Source organism: Rhodococcus sp. ACT016, assembly GCF_050477185.1.
Lineage (GTDB): Bacteria > Actinomycetota > Actinomycetes > Mycobacteriales > Mycobacteriaceae > Prescottella.
In genome coordinates this window covers 4730906-4747620 of sequence record NZ_JBEAET010000001.1, presented here as the reverse complement: position 1 = coordinate 4747620, position 16715 = coordinate 4730906, and the positions used below count along the sequence as shown (strand labels likewise).

17 protein-coding genes are annotated in these 16715 nt (G+C 69.0%); 9 read left to right on the top strand and 8 right to left on the bottom strand.

The genetic code is table 11. From position 1 onward, the window contains the following. Nucleotides 1–38: 38 nt before the first annotated feature. The 3 genes from ACQ5DX_RS21725 to ACQ5DX_RS21715 are packed head-to-tail and all read right to left on the bottom strand — an operon-like array spanning nt 39 to nt 2257. Nucleotides 39–827 (bottom strand): SDR family NAD(P)-dependent oxidoreductase, encoded by a 789-nt coding sequence (locus ACQ5DX_RS21725; RefSeq protein WP_430334548.1) that lies wholly within the window; start codon nt 825–827, stop codon nt 39–41. 28 nt (nt 828–855) lie between these two features. Then, nucleotides 856–1119: a hypothetical protein gene (locus ACQ5DX_RS21720; RefSeq protein WP_430335768.1), complete on the bottom strand. Its 264-nt coding sequence runs from the start codon at nt 1117–1119 to the stop codon at nt 856–858. Then, nucleotides 1100–2257, bottom strand: a complete 1158-nt coding sequence (locus ACQ5DX_RS21715) for a Rieske 2Fe-2S domain-containing protein (RefSeq protein ID WP_430334547.1) — start codon at nt 2255–2257, stop codon at nt 1100–1102. Before ACQ5DX_RS21715 ends, ACQ5DX_RS21720 begins: the two co-directional genes overlap by 20 nt. Nucleotides 2258–2561: 304 nt before the next feature. On the opposite strand from ACQ5DX_RS21715, the gene hsaA reads away from it, so the two are divergent. Further along, nucleotides 2562–3728 carry a 3-hydroxy-9,10-secoandrosta-1,3,5(10)-triene-9,17-dione monooxygenase oxygenase subunit gene (gene hsaA / locus ACQ5DX_RS21710; protein WP_430334546.1) on the top strand — a complete coding sequence of 389 codons (1167 nt, stop codon included), beginning with the start codon at nt 2562–2564 and terminating at the stop codon, nt 3726–3728. Between the two features lie 26 nt (nt 3729–3754). Here hsaA and ACQ5DX_RS21705 read toward each other — a convergent pair whose 3' ends face one another. Then, nucleotides 3755–5299, bottom strand: coding sequence for an FAD-dependent oxidoreductase (locus ACQ5DX_RS21705; protein ID WP_430334545.1), 1545 nt, complete (start codon nt 5297–5299; stop codon nt 3755–3757). A 189-nt stretch (nt 5300–5488) separates the two neighbouring features. On the opposite strand from ACQ5DX_RS21705, the gene ACQ5DX_RS21700 reads away from it, so the two are divergent. From ACQ5DX_RS21700 to ACQ5DX_RS21670, 7 genes are all read left to right on the top strand, one after another. Then, entirely contained in the window at nt 5489–6124 is a 636-nt protein-coding gene (locus tag ACQ5DX_RS21700; RefSeq protein ID WP_430334544.1) for a TetR family transcriptional regulator, read from the top strand. Nucleotides 6125–6421: 297 nt separating this feature from the next. Further along, nucleotides 6422–7585, top strand: coding sequence for a steroid 3-ketoacyl-CoA thiolase (locus ACQ5DX_RS21695; protein WP_430334543.1), 1164 nt, complete (start codon nt 6422–6424; stop codon nt 7583–7585). Nucleotides 7586–7687: 102 nt separating this feature from the next. Beyond that, nucleotides 7688–9874, top strand: coding sequence for an acyl-CoA dehydrogenase (locus tag ACQ5DX_RS21690; RefSeq protein WP_430334542.1), 2187 nt, complete (start codon nt 7688–7690; stop codon nt 9872–9874). 11 nt (nt 9875–9885) lie between these two features. After that, nucleotides 9886–11094 carry a lipid-transfer protein gene (locus tag ACQ5DX_RS21685; RefSeq protein WP_430334541.1) on the top strand — a complete coding sequence of 403 codons (1209 nt, stop codon included), beginning with the start codon at nt 9886–9888 and terminating at the stop codon, nt 11092–11094. Next, entirely contained in the window at nt 11094–11966 is an 873-nt protein-coding gene (locus ACQ5DX_RS21680; protein WP_430334540.1) for a MaoC/PaaZ C-terminal domain-containing protein, read from the top strand. Before ACQ5DX_RS21685 ends, ACQ5DX_RS21680 begins: the two co-directional genes overlap by 1 nt. After that, a complete protein-coding gene (locus ACQ5DX_RS21675) occupies nt 11963–12613 on the top strand; it encodes a PaaI family thioesterase (RefSeq protein ID WP_430334539.1) in 651 nt (216 codons plus the stop codon). Before ACQ5DX_RS21680 ends, ACQ5DX_RS21675 begins: the two co-directional genes overlap by 4 nt. A gap of 82 nt (nt 12614–12695) precedes the next feature. Then, entirely contained in the window at nt 12696–13484 is a 789-nt protein-coding gene (locus tag ACQ5DX_RS21670) for an SDR family NAD(P)-dependent oxidoreductase (protein ID WP_430334538.1), read from the top strand. 30 nt (nt 13485–13514) lie between these two features. On the opposite strand, the gene ACQ5DX_RS21665 is transcribed toward ACQ5DX_RS21670, so the two are convergent. Beyond that, nucleotides 13515–13904 (bottom strand): hypothetical protein, encoded by a 390-nt coding sequence (locus ACQ5DX_RS21665; RefSeq protein WP_430334537.1) that lies wholly within the window; start codon nt 13902–13904, stop codon nt 13515–13517. Nucleotides 13905–14022: 118 nt separating this feature from the next. Beyond that, nucleotides 14023–14859 carry a hypothetical protein gene (locus ACQ5DX_RS21660; RefSeq protein WP_430334536.1) on the bottom strand — a complete coding sequence of 279 codons (837 nt, stop codon included), beginning with the start codon at nt 14857–14859 and terminating at the stop codon, nt 14023–14025. Nucleotides 14860–15110: 251 nt separating this feature from the next. Between ACQ5DX_RS21660 and ACQ5DX_RS21655 the strand changes: the two genes are divergently transcribed. Continuing rightward, the gene (locus tag ACQ5DX_RS21655; protein ID WP_430334535.1) at nt 15111–15500 is read left to right on the top strand and encodes a VOC family protein; all 390 of its coding nucleotides are present in this window, start codon (nt 15111–15113) and stop codon (nt 15498–15500) included. Here the strand turns inward: ACQ5DX_RS21655 and ACQ5DX_RS21650 are convergent. Further along, entirely contained in the window at nt 15437–16165 is a 729-nt protein-coding gene (locus tag ACQ5DX_RS21650; RefSeq protein ID WP_430334534.1) for a helix-turn-helix domain-containing protein, read from the bottom strand. The two genes, ACQ5DX_RS21655 and ACQ5DX_RS21650, sit on opposite strands and share 64 nt — an antisense overlap. A 31-nt stretch (nt 16166–16196) precedes the next feature. After that, a complete protein-coding gene (locus ACQ5DX_RS21645) occupies nt 16197–16712 on the bottom strand; it encodes a nuclear transport factor 2 family protein (RefSeq protein WP_430334533.1) in 516 nt (171 codons plus the stop codon). Nucleotides 16713–16715 lie beyond the last annotated feature (3 nt).

Genomic DNA, 16715 nt, shown 5'->3' with positions numbered 1-16715 from the left:
ACCTTTCGGTCGCAGCCACAGCTGATCGATCTGAAGTTCTAGCGGTTCAGCAGCTTGCGCATCGCCTCGGCTGCGCCCTTGACCATCTTGTCGCGGGGGAAGCCGCTGCGCTTCTCGGCGGCCGCGTAGTTGCCGCCGGCGACCCAGACGGGGCCGTCGGTGAGGTGCTCGAGGCCCTCCCGCGCCGCGTCCTCGGGCTCCTGGACGATCATGCCCGGGATGTCGAAGTTGAGGCCGGCACGGACCATTGCGGGCGTGCGGGTGACGCCCAGGATCAGCTCCACGACGTGGACGTTGTACGGCGCCAGCTCGAGCCACAGGCTCTCCGCGAAGACCCGGCTGAACGCCTTCGAGGACGCGTAGATGCTCTGGTGCTCGGAGCCCATGTAGCCGGCCAACGAGCCGAGCAGCATGATGCCGCCGCGGCCGCGGTCCTTCATCTTCGCGCCGAAGTGGTGCGACAGCTCGAGCTGCTTGGTGATGTTGAGGTTGATGACGCCGTTGAATCCGTTCAGGTCACCCGTCACGAACTCGTGTCCGTAGCTGTTGGCGCCGGCGTTGAAGATGAGCAGGCCCACCTCGACGTCGTCGGTGACCTTGCGGATCTGGTCGAGCGCGTCGTCGGCCAGCAGGTCGAGCGACAGCGTGCGCACCTCGACGCCGTTGGCGCGGACCTTCTCCGCGGTCTCCTCGAGCGGGCCCGGCTTGCGGGCGATCAGCACGAGGTTGAGTCCGGCGCGGCTGAGCTCGTCGGCAAAGGCGGCACCGACGCCCTCGGAGCCGCCCGCGATGACGACCCACGGGCCGTACTGGTTCTTGTCGATCATGAAAGGTCCTTCTCGTCTTCGGTGCGACTCAGTGGTCGACGACCTGCGGGGTGGGAACTGGCTCCTCGTTGGTGATCGAGAGGCGGCCGTCGAGCGCAGCGACCTGGATCGCCGCACTCAACGACTCGCATCGCATCACCGGTGCGCCGGGCCGGCCTTCACGGCCCACCCACTCGTGGATCTCGAGGCACGCCTCCTGGGCAGCCTCGTTCCACTGGACGGCGGTGTGCTCCCAGCTGTGCTTCTGGACCAGCACACACGCCCCGCAGCGGTCACACTCCAGCGGCTGCACGCTCACGCGCCTTCTTCTCGAGGTTGTCCTCGACCACCAGGCGCCACGATGCGACGGCCTTCGTGGTGTCCATCTCGTGCTCGAAACGGTCGGTCATCTCCGCCGAGACATCGGCGCGGTCGACGTAGAACTGGTCGTACCAGCGACGCAGCTGGTAGACCGGGCCGTCCTCCTCGCACAGCAGCGGGTTCTCGATCCGGGTCTTGTTCTTCCAGATCGCGATGTCCTGCTCGAAGCCCTTGGCGATGAAGTCGCCGAACTTCTGCGCGGTCTCGAGCGCCTTGTCGCCGAGGGCCTCGGACTTCTTCACGATCATGCCGTACATCAGCACGAACTTGTCCGGCGAGACCGGGTAGTGGCAGTTGATGAGGATCGACTCGACGTCGTAGCCCTCGTACTCGTAGGCCAGGTCGTCGATCATGAACGACGGGCCGAAGTACGAGGCGTCGGAGCGGCTGCCGAGCATCTGCGGGACACCGGCCGCGTGCGGACGCATGTCGGTGCGGGCCTCACCGCGCATGAACTGGCTCGCGACCTGACCCTCGAAGACGTTCTTGAAGAACGTGGGGAACGAGTAGTGCACGTAGAAGAAGTGCGCCATGTCGACGATGTTGTCGACGATCTCGCGGCAGTTGGTGTCGACCTCGGTGGTGTACCAGACCCAGTCGGTCCACTCGTCGCTCGTCGCGCCGGCAATGCGCGGGATGTACATGTCCTCGTCGCCCGGCGCCTTGCCCTCGGGGTCGTGCCAGACGAAGAGCATGCCGTCCTGGTCGAGGGTGTGCCAGGCGCGGGTCTTGGCGACCGGGGGGACGCGGCGGGCGTAGGGGATGTCGGTGCAGCGGCCCTTGCCGTTCCAGCGCCAGTCGTGGAACGGACACGCGACCGAATCGCCCTTGATCTCGCCCTGGCTCAGGTCACCGCCCATGTGGCGGCAGTAGGCGTCGAGAATGTTCAGCTCGCCCTTGCTGTCGGCGAAGACGACCAACTTGGTGCCGAAGGCGTGGACCGAGTGCGGCTTGCCGTCCTTGAAGGACTCGGACAGGCCCAGGCAGTGCCAGCCGCGGGCGAAGCGGGTGGGGGCGCTACCGGCGACGATCTCGCGGACTTCGATTTCTTCGGACTTGTCGATGGTCACTTCGTCCGTCCTTTCAGGGAAAGCAGTTCGAGTTTCTGGCGCGTTCGAAAGTCGAGCGCTGGCCGCGGGTGAGCGTCTCCGGGAGAGGATGCACCTGTGGCATTGACGGCCACGCTAGGTGACACCAATCACCCGGATTTCCGCAGTCCCACTGGGCGGGACCATGGGCGGCCGAAGCCCGGGGGCCACCGGGAATCGGACGAAGGGGACTCCCGCAGGACGGGTTTGTCGAATCCGGCCCTACCATGCGGGTACCCCCCAATCCCGACATGCGGCCCGGCCCGGGGCCGCGAAGGAGCACCACATGGCCCACGAGGTTCTGCGGTCGGTTCGTGAGTTACTGCCGGCCATCGCCGAACGTGCACAGACCGTCGACGACTCCCGTCGTGTATCCGATCAATCGATCCAGGACCTGAGCGCGGCCGGCGTGTTCCGCATGCTTCAGCCCGCCCGGTACGGAGGGCTCGAGAGCAATCCGGTCGACTTCTACGAGGTGGTTCGCGCGATCTCGGGCGCCTGCGGTTCGACGGGGTGGGTCACGGCGGTGCTCGGCGTGCATCCGTGGCACCTGGGTCTGTTCGACGTCCGTGCGCAGGACGAGGTGTGGGGGCAGGACACCTCGGTGCTCGTGTCGTCGGCGTATGCGCCTGTCGGAGAACTGATTCCGGTGGAGGGCGGCTACGAGCTGACGGGTACCTGGCGCTTCTCGTCCGGGTGCGACCACGCGTCGTGGGCACTGCTCGGTGCACTGGTCGTCGGTGCGGAGGGGCGTCCGGTCGACTTCATGACCGTCGTCGTGCCGCGCACCGACTACCGCATCAACGACGTGTGGGACGTCGTCGGATTGCGGGGCACGGCGAGTAACGAGATCACGGTGACCAAGGTCTTCGTCCCGGAGTACCGGACGATCCGCAACTACGAGGTGGCGCAGCTGCGGGCGCCGGGGCACAAGGTCAACACCGGCCCGTTGTTCAAGCTGCCGTTCGCCGCGATCTTCACGAGCACCGTCGCCGCCCCGGTCATCGGTGCCGTCGCGGGCTGCTACGAGACCTACCTGTCGGCGATGCGCGACCGGGTGCGGCTCAGCCTCGGCGGCGGACGCTTCGCCGAGGACCAGTTCGCGCAGGTCGCGGTGGCGCGGGCGTCGTCCGAGATCGATGCCGCCATCCTGCAGATGGACCGCAACATCCGGGAGCTGGTCGAACTGGCCGAGGCCGGGGAGCCGCTGCCGATGAGCAAGCGACTGCGGGTGCGACGCGACCAGGTTCGCGGCACCGAGCGCGCCCTCGAGGCCATCGACCTGCTGTTCAAGACGGCGGGCGGCAACTCGCTCAACCGCGGCAACCCGATCGAGCGGGCGTGGCGCGACGCGCACGCGGGCAGCGTGCACGTGGCCAACGACGCCGAACGCGCCCTCGCCATGTACGGGCGGGGCGCGTTCGGGCTGCCGGTCGAGGACAACCTGGTCTAGCGACCGGGCCGTCCTCGACGCGTCGATCAGTTACCGAGGATGTGCTGGACGGCGCGGTACGAGAACACCATCGCGGTGCCCAGCGGCACGCCGGGACCGGGGTAGAACGCGCCGCTGACCGAGGCGCCGGTGTTGCCGGCCGCGTACAGGCCCTCGACCGGGGTGCCGTCCGCGGTCAGCACGCGGGCGTCCGCGTCGGTGACCAGGCCGCCCTTGGTGCCGAGGTCGCTCAGCACGATCCTCGCGGCGTAGAACGGGCCGTTCTCGATCGCGGTCAGCGCCGCGTTGGGGCCGCCGTTCGGCGGGCAGAAGAATGCGTCGTACGGGTCCTCGCCGCGGTGGAACTGCTCGTCGACGCCGTGCTTGGCGTAGTCGTTGAACTGCTCGACGGTCGCGCGCAGCGCGTCCGCCGGGATGCCGGTCTGCTCCGCCAGGGCCTCGAGCGTGTCCGCCTGCACCCAGGTGCCGGCGTCGAGATGCTTGGCGGGCGCGGTGTTCGGGATGCAGATCGCCGGCAGCCCGCCGCCCTCGCGCGAGTCGAAGATCAGGTACGACGGAATGGTGCGCTCGCCACCGGTCGCCTTGTCGTGGGCGTCCATCGCCCGGCCGAACTGGTCGTACGGCAGCGACTCGTTCAGGTAGCGCTCGCCCTGCGCGTCGACCAGCACACCGCCGCGGACACCGACCATGAACGCCGCGGAGCCGTCCGGCTGCTCGACGCCCGGGCAGAACCACGCCTGGTCCAGCAGCGCCGTGGCGCCGCCGACCGCGACACCGGCCGCGATCGCGTCGCCGGTGTTGGCGCCGAACGGCCCCATGCTCCAGGCGGCGTTGCCCGGGGTGCCCGCCTGCTCGCGCATCTCGGCGTTGCCCTCGATGCCGCCGGCGGCCATCAGCACGCCGCGGCGCGCCTTGATCAGGATCTGCTCGCCGTTCGCCTCGGCCACGACGCCGACGACGCGGCCGTCCTCGACGACCAGTTCCTTCAGTTCGGTGCCGGTGCGCAGCTCGGCGTTGCCGGTGCCCTGCACGGCGGCGAGGAGGCGTCCGATCAGCGCGCGTCCACCGATGAGCTTGCCGGGGGCGTGGCCCTGGCCGGTGCGGTCCTGGTCCAGCTCGGGGCGGACCTTGTCGGCGAGGTCACCGATGTCGGCGGGGTCGAGGTCGAGCGGATTGATCGAGCGGCCCGCGTCCATCCGGCCCTCGGCCTTGTAGTAGTCGGGGAAGGCGCGGTACTCGAACTCGATGTTCGGGTCCTTCTCGAGCAGCGCCACGACAGCCGGGGCGGTGTCGACGTACGCGTCCTGGCGCTCGCTCTCCGCGTCGCCGAGCAGGTTGCGCAGGTAGGTGCGGGCGTTCTCGGTCGAGTCCTGCAGCCCGGCGCGCTCCTGCACCTGGGTGCCCGGCAACCAGATGGACGCTCCGGAGTACGAGGAGGTGCCGCCGAACAGCTCGGTCTTCTCCAGGACGATCGTGTTCAGCCCCTGCGCCGCGGCGGTGTATGCGCCGGTCAGCGCGCCGCCGCCGGAGCCGACCACGACGACGTCGCACTCGGTAGTCCAATCCTGCATGGTTGTGTCCTCCATCGATTTCGGGTTCGATGTGAACGCAATCGCAGGTGCTTGTTCCGGGACAGCCGGACTCCCACTGAGCGGAAACGTGCGATGGTTCGTGGCCCGATTTGACGTCGGGTGGGAGCATTCCAGTGTGCGTCCGCGCGGCGGCGCACGGATGGACGCAAGAGAGAGTAGGGGTCGACGGTGCCGAGAGTCGCCGAGGCGCGGGACGCCGCCGAACCGAGTTCGGCCGAGCAGCGGGCGCGATTCACGCGCATGCTCGACGCGGCGGCTCAGCTGGGCGCCGAGAAGGAGCTCGAGCGAGTCCAGATGCACGAGGTCGCGAAGCTCGCGGGCGTCGCGATCGGCACTCTCTACCGCTACTTCCCGTCCAAGACGCATCTGTTCGTCGCGGTGATGGTCGACCAGATCGACCAGATGGGCGAGGGGTTCGCGCGGCGGGCGCAGCCGGCGCCGACCCCGCAGGACGAGATCTTCGAGACCCTGCTCCGGGCCACCCGGGCGCTCCTGCGTCGACCGCTGCTGGCGAACGCGATGATCCAGTCGACGAGCACGGCCAAGGTCACCGCGATCCCCGACGTGGCGCGCGTGGACCGGCAGTTCCGCGACGTGCTGTTCGAGGCGGCCGGGCTCGAGCAGGTCACCGAGAACGACTCGGTTCTGGTTCGTTTACTGGTCTCGGCGTGGTTCGGGATCATCCAGTCGTGCCTGAACGGGCGGATCTCCGTCCCGGATGCCGAGGAGGATCTGCGCACCGCCTGCCGACTGCTGCTGGCCGACCTGTCGAATGCGATTCCGCAGTCCGCCGGCACGGCGTAACTGAAATGAATTTCAATCCGGCCCCGCAGGTTCTCCTGCGGGGCCGGATTCGTCGTCGGGTTGTGCACGTCGGGGACGTCGCAGCCGGCGGGCTCGCGGCGGTTCGAGACAGCTGACTGTTCGGCGCCAACGCGTCGCGGGGTGTCGTTCACCCTCGATGCGGCCCAGTTCCCGCGCGTCCATTGCCCTGACAGTGAAAGTAGAATACATTCCAGAAATGAACGAGTTGCAGTTCCCGGCAGCTCGTGGATTCACACGTACTCGCTACGTACTCGCTGCACCCCAGAGGAGCTGTACATGACCAACGTCGTCATCGTCGAGGCCGCCCGCACCCCGATCGGCCGCCGTCGCGGCGCCCTCGCGGGCCTTCACCCGGCCACCCTGCTGGGCGCCGCGCAGCGTGCCGTGCTCGATCGCGCCGGGATCGCTCCCGAGGAGATCGGCCAGATCGTCGGTGGCGTCGTGACGCAGGCCGGCGAGCAGTCCAACAACGTCGCGCGCAACGCGTGGCTGCACGCGGGTCTGCCGTACACGACCGCGGCCACCACCATCGACTGCGCGTGCGGGTCGTCGCAGCAGGCGGTGCACATGGTGGCCGGTCTGATCGCGTCGGGGCAGATCGACGCCGGCATCGGGTGTGGTGTCGAGTCGATGAGCCGGGTGTTCCTGGGGCAGGCGCTGGCGCCGGGCACCGGCATCCCGTTCCCCGAGGACTGGACCGTCGACATGGGCGACCAGTTCACCTCGGCCGAGCGCATCGCGGCCAACCGTGGCATCAAGCGCGACGACACCGACGCGTTCGGTCTCGAGTCGCAGCGTCGCGCGGCGCAGGCGTGGGCCGAGGGCCGGTTCGACCGTGAGATCGTGCCCGTCGAGGCCCCGGTCGTGACGAAGGAAGGCGAGCCGACCGGCGAGATCGCGACCGTGACGCGTGACGGCGGCCTGCGCGAGACCACCGCCGAGGGCCTGGCCGCCCTCAAGCCGGTCATGGACGGCGGCATCCACACCGCCGGATCGTCGTCGCAGATCAGCGACGGCGCCGCCGCGGTGCTGCTGATGAGCGAGGACAAGGCGAAGGCGCTGGGCCTGCGTCCGCGTGCCCGCATCGTGTCGTCCGGCATGGTCGGCGCCGACCCGTACTTCCACCTCGACGGCCCCATCGACTCCACCCGGCACGTGCTGGGCAAGGCCGGAATGTCGTTGGGCGACATCGACATCGTCGAGATCAACGAGGCGTTCGCCTCGGTCGTGCTGTCGTGGGCGCAGGTCCTCGACGCCGACATGAGCAAGGTCAACGTCAACGGCGGCGCCATCGCGCTCGGCCACCCCGTCGGATCGACCGGCTCGCGCCTGATCACCACGGCCCTGCACGAGCTCGAGCGCTCGGACCGCTCGACGGCACTCGTCACGATGTGCGCGGGCGGCGCGCTGTCGACCGCCACGATCATCGAGCGCATCTAGGCGGCTCCGCCGCCCGTGCGCCTTTCTGGTGGTCCCGGCTACCGAAAAGGCGCACGGGTGCGAAGCGCCTGTCGTATTTCATCTATCCCCGAGGACTTTTCGATGACCATTGGTTTGAGTGACGAAGACCGCGAACTCCGCGATTCCGTGCGTGGCTGGGCCGCCCGCCACGCGACGCCGACGGTGATCCGCGAGGCGGTCGAGGCCAAGGCCGAGACCCGTCCCGCGTACTGGGGATCGTTCGCCGAGCTGGGCATGCTGGGGCTGCACCTGCCGGAGGAGTTCGGCGGCGCGGGCTACGGCCTCGTCGAACTGGCGATCGTCACCGAGGAACTGGGCCGCGCCATGGTGCCCGGTCCGTTCCTGCCGACCGCGGTCGTCTCCACCGTCCTGAACGAGGCGGGCCGCACGGCCGAGCTCGAGGGCCTGGCCGACGGCACCCTGTTCGGCGCGGTGTCGCTGCAGCCGGGTGGGCTGAAGCTGGTGCGCGACGGCGGCAAGACCACGCTGTCGGGCACGTCGAGCTTCATCCTGGGCGGCCAGGTGGGCGACGTGTTCCTGCTGGCGGCGGACGACGCCGGCGCGCTCGCGTTCGTCGTCGTGGACCGCAATCGTCTCGACGTCACCGAACTGCCGAGCCACGACGTGGTCCGCCGCAACGCCGAGGTGACCGTCGACGGGCTCGAGCTGGCGGACGGCGATGTGCTGGCGCTGGATTCGCAGCGCATCCGCGACATCGCCGCCACGCTGTTCGCGGCCGAGGCGTCGGGTCTGGCGGACTGGGCCACCACCACGGCCGCCGACTACGCGCGGGTGCGTCAGCAGTTCGGCCGCGTCATCGGCCAGTTCCAGGGCGTCAAGCACAAGGCCGCCCGCATGTTCAGCCTCACCGAGCAGGCCCGCGTCACCGCGTGGGACGCGGCCCGCGCGCTGGGCGACGACGTGAGCACGGACGAGGCGTCGCTCGCGGCCGCGGTGGCCGGTGCGGTCGCCGTCGAGTCGGGATTCCAGGTGACTCGGGACTGCATTCAGGTCCTCGGCGGCATCGGTTTCACGTGGGAGCACGACGCGCACCTGTACATGCGCCGCGCACAGTCGCTGCGCATCCTGCTGGGCTCCACGGCGTCGTGGAAGCGCCGGGTCGCGCAGCTGACGCTCGACGGCGCGCGCCGCGTCCTGAGCATCGATCTGCCGCCGGAGGCCGAGCAGATCCGTGCCGACATCCGCGCCGAGCTCGAGCCCGCGAAGGCGCTCCAGGGCGCCGAGCAGAAGGCGTACCTGGCCGAGAAGGGCTACACCGCACCGCATCTGCCCGCTCCGTGGGGTAAGGGCGCCGACGCCGTCACCCAGCTGGTGATCGCCGAGGAGCTCCGCAGCACCGAGCTCGTTCCGCACGACATGATCATCGGCAACTGGGTCGTCCCGACGCTCATCGCGCACGGCAACGCCGAGCAAGTCGAGCGGTTCCTGCCGCAGTCGCTGCGCGGCGACTTCGTGTGGTGCCAGCTGTTCTCGGAGCCCGGCGCCGGCTCCGACCTGGCGGGCCTGTCCACCAAGGCCACCAAGGTCGACGGCGGCTGGAAGCTCAACGGCCAGAAGGTGTGGACGTCGATGGCCCGCGAGGCCGACTGGGGCATCTGCCTGGCCCGCACCGACGCCGACGTGCCGAAGCACAAGGGGCTGTCGTACTTCCTGATCGACATCAAGAACAGCGGACTCGACATCCGCCCGCTGCGCGAGATCACCGGTGAGGCGCTGTTCAACGAGGTGTTCCTGGACGACGTGTTCGTCCCCGACGAGTGCCTGGTCGGTGAGCCCGGCGACGGTTGGAAGCTGGCCCGCACCACGCTCGCGAACGAGCGCGTCTCGCTGTCGCACGATTCGTCCCTCGGTTCGGGCGGCGAGGCGTTGCTGGATCTGGCCCGCGAGATCCCCGGTGGCCTCGACGACGAACAAATGACCGTTCTGGGCAAGGTGCTGTGCGACGCGCAGTCCGGTGGCCTGATGGGCCTGCGTACGACGCTGCGATCGCTCACCGGCGCGCAGCCCGGCGCGGAGTCCTCGATCGCGAAACTCCTGGGCGTCGAACACATCCAGCAGGTGTGGGAGGTCGCGATGGACTGGGCGGGCCCGAAGGCGCTGCTCGGTGACCAGCATCGCCGTTCGGCCACCCAAATGTTCCTGAACTCGCAGTGCATGTCGATCGCAGGTGGTACCACCAATGTGCAGCTCAACATCATCGGCGAGCGGATCCTCGGTCTGCCGCGCGACCCAGAACCCGGAAAGTGAGTTCGACCAGTATGAGTAATCGCACGTTCGTCATCGGCGTGGGCATGACCAAGTTCGAGAAGATCGAGTCTCGTGACTGGGAGTACCCGGACATGGTGACCGAGGCGGTGGGCACCGCGCTCGCCGACGCCGGCATCTCGTACGACCAGGTGCAGCGTGCGGCGGTCGGCTACGTTTTCCAGCCGTCGACCGCCGGTCAGCGTGCGCTCTACGAGACGGGACTGACCGGTATTCCGATCGTCAACGTCAACAACAACTGCTCCACCGGCTCGTCGGCCCTCATGATGGCCCGCGAGTGGGTGCAGGGCGGCATCGTCGACGTCGCTCTCGCGGTGGGCTTCGAGAAGATGACCAAGAAGTCGCTCGTCGGCGACGGCACGATGCCCAAGGTCACCACCCTCGACGACCACCTGAAGGTGATGACCGCGAAGTACGAGTGGGGCAACGGCCCCATGACCGCACAACTGTTCGGCAACGCCGCGCTCGAGCACATGGAGCGCTACGGCACCACCGCCGAGCAGATCGCGTCCGTCGCGGTGAAGAACCACAAGCACTCGGTGAACAACCCCTACGCGCAGTTCCGTGACGAGTACACGCTGCAGCAGGTGTTGGACGACAGGATGATCCACGCGCCGCTCACGCGGTCGCAGTGCTCGCCGACGTCGGACGGCGCCGGCGCCGCGGTGGTCGTCAGCGAGCGGTTCGTGCGCGAGCACGGGCTCGAGGACCAGGCCGTCGAGATCGTCGCGCAGGCGCTCACCACCGACACCGCGGAGGCATTCGCAGACCAGTCGATGATCGACGTGGTCGGCGCCCCGATGACGCAGGCCGCCGCCGCGCAGGTGTTCGCCGAGTCGGGTCTGACGATCGACGACGTCGATGTCATCGAGTTGCACGACTGCTTCGCGATCAACGAGATCATCACGTACGAGGGCCTGGGCCTGTGTGAGCCGGGTGCGGGTGGCAAGCTCGTCGAGTCCGGCGCCACCACGTACGGCGGCAAGGTCGTGGTCAACCCGTCCGGCGGGCTGATCTCGAAGGGTCATCCGCTCGGCGCGACCGGCCTGGCGCAGTGCGCCGAGCTGACGTGGCAGCTGCGCGGTCAGGCCGACGCCCGCCAGGTCGACGGTGCCCGCGTGGGTCTGCAGCACAACCTCGGCCTCGGTGGCGCGTGCGTCGTCACGCTGTACCGGGCCGGGACCATCTCCAAGGAGTCGTAATGCCCATCGATGTGAAAGCCGCTCTGTCGGCCGAACCGACTGTGCGCGAGGCCAACTGGACCGAGCGTGACGTCCTGCTGTACCACCTCGGCCTCGGCGCCGGCGTGAACTCGCTCGACCCTGCCGAGCTCGGCTGGGTGTACGAGAAGGGCCTGCGGGTCCTGCCGACGTTCGCGATGGTCGCGGGCCAGGGCATCTCGGCCGGCAACCTGAAGCCGGCCGGCATGAACATGCCCGGCATCGACATCGACCTGCGCAAGATCCTGCACGGCGGTCAGGCATTGACGCTGCACGCACCGATCCCGACCACCGGTTCCGCTCGCATCTCCTCGCGCGTCGCCGACGTGTGGGACAAGGGCAAGGCCGCGGTCATCGTGCTCGAGCAGTCGGCGACCGATCTCGACGGAAACCCGTTGTGGACCACCGGCATGCAGATCTGGGCACGGGGCGAGGGCGGGTTCGGTGGCGACGCCGGACCGGAGGTCACCAACTCGGTGCCCGAGCGCGAGGCCGACAAGGTGCTGGTCTCGCCGACCAGCACCCAGCAGGCGCTCGTGTACCGGCTCAGCGCCGACATGAACCCGCTGCACGCCGATCCGGCGTTCGCGCAGATGGCCGGTTTCGACCGCCCCATCCTGCACGGGCTCGCGTCCTACGGCGTGGTCTGCAAGGCCGTCGTCGACGGCCTGCTCGGTGGCGATCCCACGCGCGTGCAGAGCTACTCGGTGCGCTTCGCGGGCTCGATCTACCCGGGCGAGACCATCGAGACCTCGGTGTGGCAGGACGGCGACACGCTCACACTGCTGGCGACGTGCCCCGAGCGCGACGGCCAGCCGGTGCTGACCCACGCGACCATGGAGGTTCGTTCGTGAAGGTCGGTGACCACCCGACGGTCCACAGCCATCCGCACCGCACGGTCCTGACGTCGGCGCCGCAGGATGCGCCGGTCGATCGCGCGACCGCCGCGGCGCGCCGGGTGATCGACGCGATGCTGCGCACGGACCGCGGCAACGCGAATCTGGACCGGGTCGCGGAGGAACTGAACAGCATCGCCGACCATCTCGAGGAGCACGCTCCCGAGGTGGCCGAGCGGATGATCGACATGTGGAGCGGTGAGGGCGTCACCCGGCACGACCCGATCACCGGGCCCGAGAACGCGATCGCGCCGCCGCTCGTGCTCGAGGGTCTCGACGACGGTTCGGTGCAGGGTGTCGTCACGCTGACGCTGCCGTACCAGGGCCCGCCCGGGTGCGTGCACGGTGGCGTCTCGTCGCTCATCCTCGATCACGTGCTCGGTGTCGCGAACGCGTGGGGTGGCAAGGCCGGCATGACCGCGCAGCTCAACGTGCGGTACCACAAGCCGACGCCGCTGTTCGAGCAGTTGACCGTCACCGGCAAGCAGATCTCGGTGGACGGTCGCAAGATTCACACCGTCGGCGACATCAAGAACGCCGCCGGTGAGGTGTGCGTGTCGGTGGAGGGACTGTTCATCGACGCGTCGGTGCCGCGTCCGCGGTAGCTGTCTACTCGGCTGAGGGTCCCTTCGTGCGCTGTCCGCGCGTGAAGGGGCCCTTCGGCTCTTCCAGTGAGAGGGGATCGTTGTGGGAAAGCTCGACGACAGGGTTGCGATCGTCACCGGTGCCGGGATGGGCATCGGGCGGGGAATCGCGGGTGCGTTCGCCCGTGAGGGTGCGAATGTACTGGTGGCCGAGATCGATCCGGCCGCAGGTGAATCGACCGCGCAGTGGCTGCGCGACGAGTGGGGCGTCAAGGCCGAGTTCCAGCAGACCGACGTCACCGACAAGGACCAGGTGCATGCCATGGTCGACGGTGCGGTGGAGCAGTTCGGGCGGCTCGACATCCTGGTCAACAACGCCTGGCGCAGTTCGGGATTCGCCCGGTTCGAGAACATGACCGACGAGCAGTTGCGCGGCGGCTTCGACATGGCCGTGATGGCGGCGTTCTGGGGGATGGAGCGTGCCCTGCCGGAGCTCGAGAAGCGCGGCACCGGTCGGGTGATCAACCTGTGCTCCCTCAACGGCGTGAACGCGCACATGTACTCGGTGCACTACAACGCCGCCAAGGAGGCGCTCCGGACGCTGACCCGCACCGCGGCCCGCGAGTGGGCGCCGAAACAGGTGTGCTGCAACGTGATCTGCCCGGGTGCGCAGAGCGAGGCATACCGGCGGGTCAAGGAGGCCAACCCGCAGATGGCCGCGTCGATGGCGGAGGCCAATCCGATGGGCCGCATCGGCGATCCGCTCGACGACATCGGCCCGGTCGCCGTATTCCTCGCGAGCGACGATTCGCGCTACGTCACCGGCAACACGCTGTTCGTCGACGGTGGCGGCCACATCAACGGTGTGCAATGGGCGCCGCAGGTCGACTGAGCGGACGTTGCCGGTGACGAACCGGCCCGATCAGGTGCTGGGGGAATCGAGGACGCTGCCGTAGGAGCTGCCGAAACTGCCCGTGGACGTGCTGCCGAGGCTGCCGCTGGAGCTGCCCAGACCCAGGCTGCCGAGGCTGCCGGTCACGGGCTGACCGCCGATGATGATCTGCACGCTGCCCAGGCCTCCGGTGCCGAGGGAGCCGAACTGGCCGACGAGCGTTTGCATCCCGCCGGAGAGCGAGCCGAGCGAGCCGAGCGGGGTCGGCTCGGGCAGCAGCGTATCTGCGCCGGCAGTGCCCGGCGCAAAGGCGGTCAGCGCCGCCGCCGTTCCTGCGGCCAGCACGACAGTCCCGAGAACCGTTCGCACACGCGATCGGTTCGTCGGGGACTGCCGTGCTGTCGGGTCCTTCACCACCATGATTCCTGCTCCTTCTGTCGATGTTTTGGACGTATAGAACACGACGAGGGGGCCGCCGGTGGTGAGAACGGGCGGATTCGCTCCGATTGTTTGTTCCGAGGGAAACCCTCGGGGAACCTCAGCTCCCGAGGCTGCCGCTCCCGCTGCCGCTCCCGCTGCCGGTCGCTTCGGAGCTCCCCAGGCTGCCCCTCGAGCTGCCGTGGCTGCCGGTGGAACTCCCGAGGCTGCCGGTGGAACTGCCGAGGCTGCCGTCGGCGCTACCGAGGCTGCCGGTCGAGCTGCCGAGGCTGCCGTCGGCGCTGCCGAGGCTGCCCGCCGAACTTCCGAGACTGTCTGAGCTGCCCAGGCTTCCGGTGTCGATGCCGAGCAGTTGGAGGATTGCGGAGACGGCGCCCGGAGTGTCGATCACGGTGCTGCCGAGCGTGATCACGGCGGAACCGATCCCCAGGGTGGGGCCGATGAAGGTGGGCGCGTAGTCCGCCGCGACTCCACCGAGGTTGGTGCAGAACCCCAGAGTGACGTAGATGCCGGTGGGCACGTCCGCCACCTCGTACGTGCGTTCCCTGTTGAGTGCGTTGGTCGTCGTCAGCGACGGACCCCACGCGAACACCGAGCGATCGATCTCGCTGAGCGGCGGGAGCGTGCCGGCCGCGAGGTCCGGCAGCAGCGGGATGGCCTTGTCGACGCTGACGAGCGCGGCAGTGCACGTCGTCAACCGCTGGCTCGTGTTCGGGTCGGTGAGCGTGATGGTGAGGTCGTTTCCGTCCACCGCCGTGGTCAGCGTCGGTGCCTCGGGGGCGGCCACCGCCTCCTCGATCGGTTCAGCCCCCGCGACGGCCGGAGCGGCCGCCACCATCGCCGCCGCCGCAGCAGCTGCGGCCACCGTCATGCGTGCGTACCGGCCACGTGTCGACCGTACCGGCGACATCGATGTGTTCGAATCCTGCTGTGTCATGGACGATTCCCTCCCTGTCGATGTGCACTCATGAGACACCACGATCAGGGATTTCTCTGTGTGAAACGCCGGGATTGCCCTCGAGTGGCCCGTTCGTCCGATCGGTGTCGATACCGCCTGAGCCGTCGACGAAATCGGTTCGTGTCGGACGTGTTCCAGCGCGGCAAGTAGGTGTGCAGGCCACTGCCCGCGATCGCCGACTGTCCGAAAAATCCAATCGCGGGACCGTGGCCGCCGCCTAACCTGGTCGCATGATTCCTCAGTTGAACGCAATCGGTTTGGTGACCACGGATCTTGCAGCGTCCCTGCGCTTCTATCGTCTGCTCGGCCTCGACATCCCCGCCGACGCCGAGTCGCAGCCGCACGTCGAGGTGGTTGCCGGGGCAGTGCGCCTGATGTGGGACACCGTCGAGGTGGTGGAGTCGTTCGGCGGCCCGTACACCCCGCCCACCGGCGACTCCCGCGTCTCGCTCGCGTTCGAGTGCGAAAGTCCGGCGCAGGTGGACGAGGTGTGGGCGCGGCTCGCCTTGGCCGGACACGGCGAGGTCGAGCCGTTCGACGCCCCGTGGGGGCAGCGCTATGCGACGGTGGCAGATCCCGACGGCAACGGGGTGGACCTGTTTGCGCCGCTGCCGGCCTGACGTAACTCCCCGAACGGGCGGCCCGTGATGCGTCGGGACTCGCGGATGAGGTGCGCCTGGTCCACGTAGCCGCACAAGGCCGCCACCACGGCGGACGGGACACCGCACACCGCCAGATCCTGCGCCCGCTGCAGGCGGAGGATGCCGGACAGGGTCTTCGGCCCGTACCCGAAACTGCGGGTCGACAACCGGTGCAGTGACCGGGCGGACAGCCCCGCGGCGATGGCGACGTCGGCGACCGGCGCGCCCGTCCCGAGCAGGTGCGCCGCCGCCGTCACGGTCCGGTCCGCGGCCCCGAACTCGGCCAGGCGCGATCGGCCGAACGTCTCGAAGGCGTCCGCCGCGTCGGCGGGGTCCAGGCCGGTGAGGGCTGCGGCGCCGCGGTGGCCGACGACGTCGGCGAGCGGAACCCGGAGGTTGCGCAGCTCGGAGGCCGGGACGCCCAGCAGGTGCGGGAGAAGCCCGGGTGGGAACCGCAGTCCGACGCCGGGAACGGGCGATGCGGTGACCGTGAACGGCCGGGTGTCCGGCCCCGCGATCACCACATCGCCGTCCCGCCACACCAGGTCCATGCAACCGTCGGGCAGCACTTCACCGTCGGTGGTGCGGACGGTGTGCCACACGGTTGCGCCGGGGACGACCGGTGACGGGTGCTCGCGGTGCACGGCGCCAGTACAGCACGCGGTGGTGACAGGCTCAGCCCAGCCGGGTGCGCAGGGCGTCGAGCGGGTCGGTGCCGTCGCGGCGGCCGCGCGGGCCGTCGCCCTCCGGCAGGGTGAGCCGGCCGGCGTCGGAGCGGGTCCATTCGCGGACCGCCCAGCGCTCGGCGATGGCCCACTTGCCGTCGCGGCGTTCCATGTGGTCCACGTAGCGGCAGCCGCTCGTGAAGTTGACCATGCCGATGCCCTCGCCGCCGCCCCAGTGCGCCGCAGTGGAGTACGACTCGCTGATCGCGAAATCGCCGTGCAGTTCGACGAGGTGGTTGCCGATGTGGTGCATCGTGCCGCCGATCGCCCGCAGCTTCGGCTCCACCCAGGTGATGAAATCGTCCACGTCGCCGTCGAATCCGGTGTGGTGGTCGATCGCGTCGGGGTGGTACGCGTCGCGCACCAGATCGAAGTCGAGGCGGTCGATGCCGCGGCAGTAGCGCATGACCACTTCGTAGATGGCCTGCTTGTCGAGCAGTTCGGCGATCGCCGTCTCTCTGTCCACCGT